The 12,516-nt window shown below is 45.0% G+C and carries 10 protein-coding genes; 3 read left to right on the forward strand and 7 right to left on the reverse strand.

Features of this window, described 5'->3' with window-relative positions; translation table 11 throughout:
- Positions 1-3: 3 nt before the first annotated feature.
- The 3 genes from AC2A4J_RS00170 to AC2A4J_RS00180 are packed head-to-tail and all read left to right on the forward strand — an operon-like array spanning position 4 to position 3,186.
- On the forward strand, positions 4-570 hold the full coding sequence (locus tag AC2A4J_RS00170; RefSeq protein ID WP_255827180.1) for a TMEM165/GDT1 family protein: 567 nt from the start codon (positions 4-6) through the stop codon (positions 568-570).
- Positions 571-612: 42 nt separating this feature from the next.
- A complete protein-coding gene (locus AC2A4J_RS00175; RefSeq protein WP_484174453.1) occupies positions 613-2,469 on the forward strand; it encodes a DUF294 nucleotidyltransferase-like domain-containing protein in 1,857 nt (618 codons plus the stop codon).
- The gene (locus tag AC2A4J_RS00180; protein WP_255827182.1) at positions 2,470-3,186 is read left to right on the forward strand and encodes a 3'-5' exonuclease; all 717 of its coding nucleotides are present in this window, start codon (positions 2,470-2,472) and stop codon (positions 3,184-3,186) included. It begins immediately after the preceding gene.
- A gap of 28 nt (positions 3,187-3,214) precedes the next feature.
- Here the strand turns inward: AC2A4J_RS00180 and AC2A4J_RS00185 are convergent, their stop codons facing one another.
- The 7 genes from AC2A4J_RS00185 to AC2A4J_RS00215 form a co-directional block, all read right to left on the reverse strand.
- Positions 3,215-4,315, reverse strand: a complete 1,101-nt coding sequence (locus tag AC2A4J_RS00185; protein WP_255827183.1) for a LacI family DNA-binding transcriptional regulator — start codon at positions 4,313-4,315, stop codon at positions 3,215-3,217.
- A gap of 103 nt (positions 4,316-4,418) precedes the next feature.
- Positions 4,419-6,038: an alpha-glucosidase family protein gene (locus AC2A4J_RS00190; protein WP_255827184.1), complete on the reverse strand. Its 1,620-nt coding sequence runs from the start codon at positions 6,036-6,038 to the stop codon at positions 4,419-4,421.
- Positions 6,039-6,135: 97 nt separating this feature from the next.
- Positions 6,136-7,236: an ABC transporter ATP-binding protein gene (locus AC2A4J_RS00195; protein WP_255827185.1), complete on the reverse strand. Its 1,101-nt coding sequence runs from the start codon at positions 7,234-7,236 to the stop codon at positions 6,136-6,138.
- 72 nt (positions 7,237-7,308) lie between these two features.
- The gene (locus tag AC2A4J_RS00200) at positions 7,309-8,451 is read right to left on the reverse strand and encodes a carbohydrate ABC transporter permease (protein WP_484174454.1); all 1,143 of its coding nucleotides are present in this window, start codon (positions 8,449-8,451) and stop codon (positions 7,309-7,311) included.
- A gap of 1 nt (position 8,452) precedes the next feature.
- Positions 8,453-9,463: a carbohydrate ABC transporter permease gene (locus tag AC2A4J_RS00205; protein WP_255827187.1), complete on the reverse strand. Its 1,011-nt coding sequence runs from the start codon at positions 9,461-9,463 to the stop codon at positions 8,453-8,455.
- Positions 9,464-9,576: 113 nt separating this feature from the next.
- Complete coding sequence (locus AC2A4J_RS00210) at positions 9,577-10,929, reverse strand: ABC transporter substrate-binding protein (protein ID WP_484174455.1); 1,353 nt, start codon at positions 10,927-10,929, stop codon at positions 9,577-9,579.
- Between the two features lie 455 nt (positions 10,930-11,384).
- Positions 11,385-12,356 (reverse strand): carbohydrate kinase family protein, encoded by a 972-nt coding sequence (locus AC2A4J_RS00215; RefSeq protein ID WP_255827189.1) that lies wholly within the window; start codon positions 12,354-12,356, stop codon positions 11,385-11,387.
- Between the last annotated feature and the right edge of the window lie 160 nt (positions 12,357-12,516).

Raw genomic sequence — 12,516 nt, forward strand, 5'->3', positions numbered from 1 at the left:
AAAATGGAAGCACTACTCACTTCTATCTCCACTGTTGCTCTTGCTGAAATGGGTGATAAAACCCAACTTTTAGCCCTCTTCCTTGCTACGCGTTTCGCATCTAAATCGTCTATTGTTCTTGGCATCCTTGCTGCGACATTACTCAATCATGCTTTATCGGCATGGCTTGGTGTTGAAGTGGCTCAATGGATTCCTGAAAGTGCGATCAGCTGGGTGGTTGGTTTAAGTTTTATCGCCGTTGGCTTATGGTTATTGATACCAGATAAAGACGACAGTGAAGATAATAGCATGCTGAAATATGGCGCATTTGGTGCGACGTTTGTCTTGTTTTTTCTTGCCGAAATCGGTGACAAAACTCAAATCGCAACCGTCTTATTAGGTGCTCACTATGGTAGTGTTTGGATGGTATTGCTAGGCTCAACTATTGGTATGATGCTAGCAAACGTACCTGTGGTGTTTGCAGGTAATTGGATAATGGACAGGATCAATGCCAACCGCACACGTCAGCTGGCTTGTTTACTATTCCTTATTATGGGGATAGTAACAATCGCGACGCCTCTGCTTCAATAAATAGACTCTTTAAACTGCTTTTTAATAAACAGGAATGGAATAATGGATGTCGAATTAACTGAAATACTCGAAGCACTTTGTCAGCACGCACCATTCAATGAAATGGCCGACGATCCGCAACTCAATGATATGACGAAAGAGATAGAGATTCGTTATGTGCGCACTGGGGAGTGGGTTATTGCCCCAAGCGCCCCTAACAGTACGCTTTATTTTATTCGTAGCGGCGCGCTAGAAGTGCTTAGTAAGGAAAACAAGTTAATTCGACGCATGAATGAAGGCGAATTATTCGGCTATTATTCCTTGCTGCGTGGCGGTAAATCTTCACAGTCCATGCGAACCATTGAAGACAGTTTATTATATTGTATTCCGGCTCGATGGTTTCTTAAGCTCTACGAAGAAAACGATATTTTTTCTGACTTTTTTGAATTGGCACGCGAAGTTCGTTTGCGTGTTGCAATGGAGTCACAAAATTCGGACGTCTCTTTAATGACCTGCCCAGTGGTCAGTTTACTAAGACGACCACCCATTAGCGCTGACATTAGTTCAAGCATTCGTAATGCAGCCCAAGTCATGGCCGAACACCGTGTCTCCAGCCTCCTTATTACAGAAAATGATGAACTAACGGGGATTGTCACCGACCGAGACTTACGTACTCGAGCCGTTGCTGAAGGGCTTCCTTACGACACGCCGGTTTCTGAGATCATGACCCACGACCCTATTGTCATGGACAGTGGAGACTATGCTTCAGAAGCCGTGTTAAAAATGATGGAAAGTAACGTTCACCATATTCCTATTGTAAAGAATGGTCGTCCCATCGGCGTGGTTAGTACCGGAGATATTATCCAAAAAGAAAGTCACGGTAGTGTCTATTTGATCAGTGACATTTATAAGCAAACCAGCATTGAAGGCTTACAAAGCATCAGCCGTAAAATGACACACACCTTCACCCAGTTGGTTGTCGCTGATGCGAATACGCAGATGATTGGTAACGCCATGTCACACATCGGCACCGCCTTTGTAAAACGGCTGTTGCAGCTGGCCGAAGAAAAATATGGTCCGCCACCGGTGCCCTACTGTTTTATCGCGCTTGGTTCACAGGCAAGAGAAGAGCAAACCATTAAAACAGACCAAGATAATGCGCTGATTTTGAGTGACAAATACAATAAAAAGCTTCACGGTGAATATTTCGAAGCGCTAGCAGATTGGGTTTGTCATAACCTTGATCAATGCGGTTACGACTTATGCACTGGCGATATCATGGCATCAAACTCTCGCTGGAGACAGCCACTCAGCGTTTGGAAAAATAACTTCAGTAACTGGATACAAAAACCCAAGGCCGAAGCACTACTAAGACTCTCCATCTTTTTTGATTTACGTGGAGTCTATGGTGATAAAACCCTTGCGCTGCAACTGAACCAACACATACGCAAAGAAGCTCAAGCACATTCTGGTTTCTTAACCTTTATGGCACGAAATGCTAACCAGCGTAAACCGCCTCTGGGCTTTTTCCGACAATTTGTGTTGGATGGCGAAGGCGAACAATCACGCACGTTCAATCTAAAAGAAAGAGGCATTGCGCCAATTATCGACATCGTTCGAGTTCATGCCCTAGCCTGCGGCAGTGACAAACTCAATACGTTAGAACGCATCGAAGATATAGAAGCGGCGGGCTTGTTGCCGAACGGGCGCGCTAAAGATCTTACGCTTGCTTTAGAAATGATTGGTATGATTCGTATTCAGCACCAAAAAGAACAAATCGAAAACGGTGAAGAACCAAATAACCACGTTAATCCTGAAAACCTGTCTTCTTTTGAAAAACGTAATCTTCGTGATGCTTTTCATATTGTTTCGCGCCAACAGGAGTTTATTAAATTCCGTTACGCAGGGAAGCGCAGCTAAATGGGAAAGTTATTAATGAAGAATCAGTCCAAAGAAGGCATTCAAGACTGGCAAGCGATGTTTGCCGAGTGGGCCGAAGAAGCTCCTGAAGGACCACTAAAACGCTATTATCAAGCGGGTATGATTGCGCCACAAACGGCATTACAAGATACGCCTTTGCTAGCTTTAGATTTAGAAACTACTGGGCTTGATCCAAGCCAAGATGAAATAATCAGTCTTGGCTTAATTCCCCTCAGTCACAAAACCATTCGTTGCCAAGGCGCAAAATACTGGATGGCGAAACCTCAATGCTCATTGAATGCAGAGTCGGTCACCATCCACGAAATCACGCATTCGGAGCTGGAGGAAGCGCCGCGACTGCATGCGATTTTGGATGAAATTTTACTGGCACTGACCCATCAAGTCATCGTCGTGCATTGCGTTGCAATCGAACGTCAGTTTTTACTAGAAGCATCCATGAAGATTTACGGCTACCCGCTGTACTTTCCTGTGCTAGACACCATGGATATTGAACGCCAAGCCACTTTTAAACCTTGGTGGCAACGCTTTGGCAGACGCCCTTCTTTACGCTTAGACGCTTGCCGACAGCGATATAAACTACCGCGTTACAAAGCGCACCATGCGCTTACTGACGCCTTGTCATCGGCCGAATTACTGCAAGCGCAAATTTCTTACCACATGGATCCCAACGCCGATATTTCAAACTATTGGGTTTAATGGCTCCCGATCGGCCTGCTGCTTGCGGTTACGCGAGCGCAGGCTCAGCAGACACGGATTCAACATGGTTAGATGCCGTAGGGCAGCTTTCACGAATCACCAACTCGGTTTCTAGCACGACGTCTTTGGCCTCTCGCAGCCCTAAAAATACCTCAGCGGCAACACGACCTTTTTCCACTGTGTGTTGGTGAATTGTCGTAATAGAAGGGTGAATATTAGCGCTTTCAGCAATGCCATCAAAGCCAACCACTTGCAGATCTTCTGGCACACGCAAGCCCATATGCAAAGCGGCTTGCACCGCCGCAATGGCAATACAATCACTCATGCACAAGAGTAATTGTGGACGTTTAGCCATAGTCAAAGCTTCACGTGCGGCCTGATAGGCTAACTTATGGTTGTTCTCAGGGATATTCCAAATATGCTCGGATGCAACCGACAGCTGATGTTCTGCCAAGGCATCAAAGTAACCATGCAAACGCTGAATCGAAATAGACGCGGCGCGATCAAACAACTCGTCTTCACGAATGCGACACACACGATCTGTCGCCAACAAACTCAAGCCCAAAATTGCCACAGCCTCAGGCTTATGTTGCAAAGCGTGGCTGGCAATTTGATAAGCGCCACTGTGATTTTCGATATTTACTGACGTTGTACCAGGAATAAAGCTATCCACCGTGATGATGTTTTTATTCGGCATCAACCAAGGTGCATTAATACACTGCTGCGGTTTATGTCCGTAAACAATAAAACCATCTACCATAGAAGATTGCATACGGCTTTGTGCGTCTTGTTCAACTTGATCCGAGGACAACAGCAACATGTTGTATTCGTTAGCTTCAAACACTTCCGCCATGCCTTTTAGAAATTGATTGGCAACCGGATCCGTTAAGCTGTAACTAAGATCATCAGACAAGACAATGCCGACGATTCCTGTACGGCCAGTACGCAGACTACGAGCCGCGGCATTAGGGCCAAAATAGCCCATTTTTTCGCACTCGCTTAAAATATTTTCACGCAACGTCGCCGACAGCTGGTCGGGGCGATTAAAAGCGTTTGAGATAGTCGCCGTGGAAACTTCTAATCGATCAGCAACGTCTTTTAAAGTCAGTTTTTTTATGTTTTTTGTCATACTAACTACTCGTAACCAGAAAGAGTTTCAACGAACAGGCTAATCCACACAAAGCGTGATTAGCCTGTTTCGTATTAACTCAATAAACTGCGCGCAATACGACTTAAGACAACTTAGCGTAAAACGCTTGATAAGCTGGCAAGGTCAAAATCTGACCGTCCAGAGTTGATTCAAAACCATGCCCCTGCAGCACTTCGGCAAGCTCTACGTTTAGCATCGCTTGCTGCGCTTCACTCGTCATGTTTAGCACTACCAGAAGGCGAACACCGTCGTATTCACGCACCAAAGCAATTAATTGCTCATTACCAAGATCAAGCTGCGACAATTCGCCATTCACTAACGCTGGTTGTTGCTGACGCCAATGAATCAGCTGACGAACCTTGTGCAACAAAGCATCAGGATTCGCTTCTTGTTCAGCCACACTCAACGGCAACTGCTCTTGAGAAACTGGTAACCAAGGCTCAACCGTAGAAAATCCACCCAATGTCGACTTATCCCACACCATCGGCGTACGACAGCCATCACGGCCTTTAAAAACAGGCCATAGTGGAATGCCATAAGGATCTTGAATGCGCTCAAACGGCACGTCAGCTTCAGGTAAGCCAAGTTCTTCACCTTGATACAAACAAACACTACCGCGAAGCGATACGATAAGCGCCAAAGCAATCAAAGGATACGCTTTGCCATCTTCGTCTGCGCCCCAACGAGTGCGAGAACGCACCACATCATGGTTTGATAACGCCCAACAAGGCCAACCATCGCCCACAATGTTATTCATGTCTGCCAAAGTTTTGCGAATGTATTCTGGAGAGTGGGGCTTATTTAAAAAGTCGAAAGTATAAGCCATGTGCAACTTATCACCGCCAGACGTGTATTCCGCCATGCGTTTCAGAGGGAAATCATCACCGATTTCGCCCACCATGGTACTACCTGGAAACTCATTCATCATGATGCGTAAATCTTTTAAGAAATCCAAGTTTTCTGGACGACTAAGATCGTACACATGACGTTGATAAGTGTAAGGGTTATCGTGTGGCGCACCCATGGTTTTTGGCTCACCAGCTGGCACAGGTGGGTTGTCTTCCAAACCTTCACTGTGGAAATAGAAGTTCACCGTATCCAAACGGAAACCATCCACACCAAGCTCTAACCAAAAACGCATATTATCCAAATGCGCCTGACGAACTTCTGGGTTATGGAAATTAAAATCTGGCTGAGACTCTAAAAAGTTATGCAAATAATACTGCAAACGACGGCTGTCCCATTTCCATGCACTGCCACCAAAGATAGACAACCAATTATTTGGCGGTGACCCATCTGGCTTAGGATCAGACCAAACATACCAGTCCGCTTTTGGGTTGGTTTTATCCTGACGACTCTCTTCAAACCAAGGGTGAACATCAGCCGAATGGCTAATCACCTGATCGATCATGACTTTTAATCCCAACTCATGGGAACGATCTACCAAGGCTTTAAAATCAGCCAACGAGCCAAACATAGGATCGATATCACAATAGTCTGATACGTCATAGCCAAAATCTTTCATTGGAGAAGTAAAGATAGGCGACAGCCAAATAGCATCTACACCAAGCGATGCAACGTAATCTAACTTACTTGTGATACCGGCTAGATCGCCAACACCGTCGCCATTTGCATCCATAAAACTACGTGGGTAAATTTGATAAATAATCCCACCTTTCCACCAGTTCAGATTGGTTGTCATCAAGACTCTCCAAAAAAGATAAAACGTGGGGCAACGCCATTGCATTGCCCCATTAAAATAACACTATGACTAGCAGTGCTAGTCACATACAAATTCATTAGCCTTTGCGCAAATAAGACTGCTCATTCTCATCGAACAAATGCATTTTTTCAGCAGGCGCAGATAAATACACTTTATCGCCTCGCTCAATATTCAATGTTCCAGCTTGCTTAGCAATAACCATCTCGTCAGCCCCTGGAATTTTTACATACAGCAAAGTGGCTTCACCAAGGGATTCCACAAAGGCCACCTCACCAGAGAAAAGGCTATCTTGTTCCGCAGACACAACGACCATATCTTCGGGACGAATACCAAAGAAGGCTGGTTTCGCTTGCTCACTTGATTCCGTCACGATAGGGGTTTGAATCGACGCAGAAGCTGACAAAGACACCAAGGTTTGTGCGCCAGTTTGCTCAATACGACAAGGTACGATGTTCATCGCAGGCGACCCTATAAATTTCGCCACAAAAACATTTGCAGGGTGCTCATAAAGCTCTAGTGGTGAACCAACTTGCTCAATGTCGCCGCCGGACAACAACACGATGCGATCCGCCAAAGTCATGGCTTCCACCTGATCATGGGTCACATAAATCATGGTTGAGTCAGGCATGCTGTCTTTCAAATTGGCGATTTCCATACGTGTTGCTACACGAAGCGCCGCATCCAAGTTAGATAAAGGTTCATCAAACAAGAAGACTTTTGGACGACGCACAATCGCACGGCCAATCGCCACACGTTGACGCTGCCCACCAGAAAGCGCCTTAGGCAAACGATCTAGATACGGCGTTAATTGCAGCATATCCGCGGCTTTACGAACTTGCTGGTCAATATCGGCTTTGCTTGTTTTAGCAATTTGCAAACTGAACGCCATGTTGTCATACACCGTCATGTGCGGGTACAAGGCATAGCTTTGAAACACCATCGCAATACCACGCAATGCTGGCGGCACGTCATTAACCACGACACCATCAATTTCCAATGTACCAGCCGAGATTTCTTCTAACCCTGAAATCATGCGCAATAACGTAGATTTACCGCAACCTGATGGTCCGACGAAAACAATGAATTCGCCCTGCTTGATGTCCAGATTAATGTCTTTTAGAACTTCAACATTATTCGAATAAATTTTCTTAACATTGGTGAGTTTTACATCAGCCATGATTCTACTGCCTCAATCTAAATTCATACCTTTGGTGAGGAGCAAACGCTCGACTCACCTGCCTAGGTTTTGTTACTTCACCGAGCCTGCTAGCAAACCGCGCACTAAATAGCGCTGTAAACCAAAGAAGACACACAAAGGAATAATAATGGTAATAAATGCCGACGCCGTTAGGATTTCCCAGTTGCCACCACGAGAACCAAGCAATTCACGAAGTTGACCTGTTAATACCATGTGATCCGCATCATTCCCTAGGAATACCATGGCTATTAGCAAATCGTTCCATACCCAAAGGAACTGGAATATGGCAAAGGACGCCAATGCAGGAAAAGACAGTGGTAAAACAATCTTACGGAAAATATCAAAGTCTGAAGCACCATCCACACGCGCAGATTCAATAATTTCTCTTGGCAAACCAACAATATAGTTACGCAATAGATAAATCGCCAAAGGCAAACCAAACCCCGTATGCGCCAACCAAATCCCCACGTAAGTTTTCGACCCAACGCCAAAAAACTCACCGATCAAGTTATAGGTTTTCAACAGCGGAATCAGCGACATTTGCAGCGGCACAACCAACAAGCCCACCACAGCAGCCACCAGCAGTGCTCGGCCAGGAAAACGCATCCACGCCAACGCATAAGCCGCAAACGCCGCGACAAGAATCGGAATAATGGTCGCGGGAATAGTGACCGTTAACGAGTTGATAAACGACTTACCTAAACCTTCTGCGCTCAATACTTCACGATAGTTATCTAATGTAAAACGCGGGGGAATCTCAGCGGTATAGAAAATACGATCGCCACGAGAGCCTTGCCACTTTACAGGCGAAGAAAATACATAATCGCCATTTTCCATTACTTGCAAAGTCTCGCCTTTTTTAAGCTCAGCAACCTGACCAACGTCAAATTCATCCGGTCTTAAAGAGCTAGAACCAAACTGAGTTATTTCTCCTGGAGAGCCTTCAAAAAGATTACCGCGAATAACAAAACGATCACCTTCTTGTTGTTGTTTTTTCGGCTCGTGAGCACGCGCCACAAGTCGTTGTTCCGACGTCGATAGCGCTGTCCACCAGCCAGATGTAGACAGCTGGCTTTTATCGCGAATCGAAGAAATAAACAAACCCGCCGTCGGGATAGTCCAAATAATCACCAAGAACAAAACAGTCGCATGGACTAAAAACGTTAACGGAGTGCGTTTCGATGACGTAATCATATTAACGCCCCTCCATTTCGGCATTGGCGCGACGAATATTCCACACCATGATAGGGATAACCAGAACCATAATAACCAACGCAATCACCGCGCCACGACCAAAGTCGCCACCGCCATTAAACATCCAACTAAACATCTGATTCGCCAACACTTGAGTGCCCCACTGGGCATTTGTCATCGCCAATACGATATCGAAAACCTTCAAAACTAAAATGGTAATAGTGGTCCAAACCACCGCAATGGTTCCCCAAATTTGTGGCACCATAATTTTGTAGAAAATTTGAAAACCATTAGCACCGTCTAACACGGCTGCTTCAATCGTTTCATCTGGAATGCCACGTAACGCAGCAGACAGAATCACCATGGCAAACCCAGTTTGAATCCAAATCAAGATAACCATCAGGAAGAAATTGTTCCAAATTGGAATGGTCAGCCATGTCTGAGGTTCACCACCAAAAAAGACCACCAAAGCATTTAACAAACCAATTTGATCTTCGCCACCAGTACGAAAATCGTAAATAAATTTCCAAATGACCGACGCGCCCACAAAAGAGATCGCCATCGGCATGAAGATCAAACTTTTTGCGATATTGCCCCACCAAATACGATCGGTCATGGTCGCAATAATCAAACCAAAAAAGGTAGCCGCCGTTGGTACAACAATTAACCACAGCATGTTGTTACGGAAAGATTCATAGAACTCATCACTGCCAAATAACCATGTGTAGTTTGCAAGACCAACAAAGTCTTCGCCGCTGCGGCCATAAAATGACAAACGAATGGAATCAATAACAGGATAAAAAAGATAAAACGTCAGCAGCAAAACCGCAGGGCCTAAAAACAACCAAGGGCGAATATTGTTCGCCACACGTAAATTGCGTGCGACCACAGCAGGCTCACCGCTTTTGGTTGGGAATATTTTATCTAAAAGGAAGTTTGAACCGTAAAAATACGCGGCACACCCCATAACTCCTAGAATCATGGTCACTAACGCCGAGGCAAGCTGTCCCATAGAATCTCCAAAATATATCAATGCAGTGACGATTAAAAAACGGCAACCGCTTTACTTATAAAACAAATACAAAAAGCCCTAGAGCGAATATTGCTCTAGGGCTTAACAAAGAATTACTTCAAGGCATCCCATGTTTTTTGGATGTCATGAGCCACTTCTTTGGCATCTTCACCACCAGTGTAATCAACCATTCCCGTCCAGAAAGAACCAGCACCGATTTTACCTGGCATCAAGTCAGACGCATCGAAACGGAACGTGGTTGCGTAGCGCAAAATCTCACCTTGTTTCTTCGCCGCTTCACTTGAGTATGTTTCTGGGTTTGCTTTCAAGTGGGCAGAGATAAAGCCAGTTTGTGCCATCCACAACTCATGAGCGATTGGCGAGCGAATGAAATCGATAAACGCACGAGCGCCTTTGGAGTCATTTGTCACGCTCATCAAGGTACCAGCACCCAATACTGGGTTACCTAAGTCTTTCGACGCGTAAGATGGGAAGTAGAAGAAGTCTGCATCTAGACCCAATTTCGTGCCTTCTGGAAAGAAAGCAGGAATAAACGACGCCTGACGATGCAAATAACATTTAGGCGGTGAAGCGAACAAACCTTTTGGACTATCACGGAAGTCTGTAGACGCAACCGCTCCGGCACCACCATCGACAAACTTATCATTACGTGCGAACCAGCCAAATTCTTCAATCGCCCCAACAACACGAGGATCATCGAATTTAATTTCATTCGTTACCCATTTGTCGTAAACCGATGCTGGCTGAGTACGCAACATAAGGTCTTCTACCCAGTCTGTTGCAGGCCAACCCGTTGCCGCGCCAGAACCCAAACCGATACACCAAGGCGTACCACCATCAGCGACGATTTGCTTGGTTAAGGCTTTTAGGTCTTCCATAGTTTCAGGGACGTCGTAACCAGCATCGTCAAAGTTATCTGGTGAGTACCAAACTAACGATTTCAAATCTGCACGATAAAACACACCGTAAAATTCTTTGTCGCCTTGCTTGTCTTTAAAAGTAGCTAGATCCACCCAAGACTGACCTGCAGCGTAGTCGTTTTTCACGCCATCTTTGACCTTATCGCTAAGTGGCGTCAAAAAGCCTTTCGCTGCTAAGTCAGCCGCTAAACCAGGCTGGGGGAAAACAGAAATATTTGGCGCACTACCGGCTTGAGTATCAATCACGATTTGCTGTTCAAAAGAGTCTGAACCTGCGTATTTCACTTTAGCGCCAGTGGCTTCTTCAAAGTAAGCGGCAACCCGTTCAAAGTTGATTTTTTCATCACCAGTCCAAGGACCAAAAATAGAGATAGTTTCACCAGATAGCTTATTCGATTTTAGAGCGTCATAGCTGCTCCAACTAAAACGAGAATCTTCACCAGGCTTAAACATGAGGTCAGCTGCATGAACAGCATTTGCGGAAAGTGTCAGGGCTACCGCCATAGACAATAGAGATTTTTTCATCATTGCTCCTTACAGGCTCGCTTGGGAATCCCCTAGCACGCCTTTGTTTTTATTATCGTAGGTCGAAACAAGGTAAACATGTCTTCTATAAGGATTAAGAAGGAATTTGATTATTAACAAACAAAACCCGAGCTTCAAGCTCTTCACGACCTTAATATTGACTTAATTGTTTTTTAAATTTAGTAGATTCTTCAAAAAACGCGAATCTTATTTCATTCACCTTATCTGTATAAAAAAACAGCAAAAAGCGCTTTTAACTATAAATTCAGCCACTTGATGCACAATTTTTAATCATAAGCCAACCGTTTTGTACATTATTTTTGCGCATTTAAAGCGCCTTTTCAGACATAAAAAAAGCGTGGCTAAGCCACGCTTTTCATTTCGATTAACAAACTTAATAGTCTCTTAACCGTTTAACTAAAATCTGCTTTACGATTGCATCTCAATCTTATTCATTAAAACCGCTTTAATTGCGCTTCCGCCTCACCTAGCGAAGGCAAAGAAGGATAGGCGCCTAGTTTCGTCACAGAATCAGCACCGCAAGCCGCAGCAAAACGTACAATATCCACCAACTGCGACTGTGATAACGTCGCCAATGCAGCACGATCACCACCCTGTTCGGCCAATTTATAAAGCAATCCACCAACAAAAGCATCACCCGCTGCTGTAGTGTCTTTTACTTCCACTTTTGGCGTAATCACTTCACTTACACCATGAGTGGCCGTATAAAAGCGGATCGGGTTTCCACCATCCGTTAAGACAAACAAGGTCACACCCGCCGCAAGAGATTGCTCGATAAGAACAAATGGATCTTCCGCTAGCACCGCCAGTTCTTCAAGGCTGGCTTTCACCACATCGCCACTTTGCATCCAATCGATAACACGCTGGCTATCCACTTGCCCATTTGGCCAAAGGTTCGTACGCAAGTTGACATCAATACTGACAATCCAATTCGCAGCACGAGCCATACTCACACCCGCCAAAGTGGCCTGAGTAATATCGGTATCCGTCAATGTATTTGAACAGGTATGGAAAACCCCTTGGCTATCCGCAAACCAAGCCGCTTGAAAATCGCTTTCACGGAATAAAATATCCGCAGAAGGACTACGGTAAAATTCAAAACTACGCTCCCCTGTTTGATCCAAGCTCACAAAAGCCAACGCTGTTTTGGCTTCTTTGGTCATCAGCATATTGCCTGTATTCACGCCGTAATCATCAAGAGACGTTTTCAAAAAATGACCAAACGCATCGTCGCCTACTTGGCCGACGAAATGACTGTTACCACCCAAACGAGCCACAGCCACAGCGACGTTCGCTGGCGCTCCACCTGGGAATTTAGTAAAAGATTCAAGCTCTCCTGCTTTAGTTGCTCCATTAGAAAGGAAATCGATCAAGGCTTCGCCGAACGCCATTACTTTTGTTGTCATTTTTGCGGTCTCTTTTTGGTTTGCAGACATAATCTACGCAGATAGAAATAAGGGTAGTCGAAAAATTATGCAGGGCCGAATACATTAAATCAATTTAATTTATTTAAAGGCAGTTCAATTCAACTCGTATATGAGCAATTGGTTCACTGTCAGTTTCTTG

The organism is Marinomonas sp. ATLA20, from assembly GCF_057180105.1.

Bases quoted from the DNA above. Each gene is read 5' to 3' on its own strand.
- AC2A4J_RS00170 (WP_255827180.1), top strand. From the start codon at position 4: ATGGAAGCACTACTCACTTCTATCTCCACTGTTGCTCTTGCTGAAATG.
- AC2A4J_RS00175 (WP_484174453.1), top strand. From the start codon at position 613: ATGGATGTCGAATTAACTGAAATACTCGAAGCACTTTGTCAGCACGCA.
- AC2A4J_RS00180 (WP_255827182.1), top strand. From the start codon at position 2,470: ATGGGAAAGTTATTAATGAAGAATCAGTCCAAAGAAGGCATTCAAGAC.
- AC2A4J_RS00185 (WP_255827183.1), bottom strand. From the start codon at position 4,315: ATGACAAAAAACATAAAAAAACTGACTTTAAAAGACGTTGCTGATCGA.
- AC2A4J_RS00190 (WP_255827184.1), bottom strand. From the start codon at position 6,038: ATGACAACCAATCTGAACTGGTGGAAAGGTGGGATTATTTATCAAATT.
- AC2A4J_RS00195 (WP_255827185.1), bottom strand. From the start codon at position 7,236: ATGGCTGATGTAAAACTCACCAATGTTAAGAAAATTTATTCGAATAAT.
- AC2A4J_RS00200 (WP_484174454.1), bottom strand. From the start codon at position 8,451: ATGATTACGTCATCGAAACGCACTCCGTTAACGTTTTTAGTCCATGCG.
- AC2A4J_RS00205 (WP_255827187.1), bottom strand. From the start codon at position 9,463: ATGGGACAGCTTGCCTCGGCGTTAGTGACCATGATTCTAGGAGTTATG.
- AC2A4J_RS00210 (WP_484174455.1), bottom strand. From the start codon at position 10,929: ATGAAAAAATCTCTATTGTCTATGGCGGTAGCCCTGACACTTTCCGCA.
- AC2A4J_RS00215 (WP_255827189.1), bottom strand. From the start codon at position 12,356: ATGACAACAAAAGTAATGGCGTTCGGCGAAGCCTTGATCGATTTCCTT.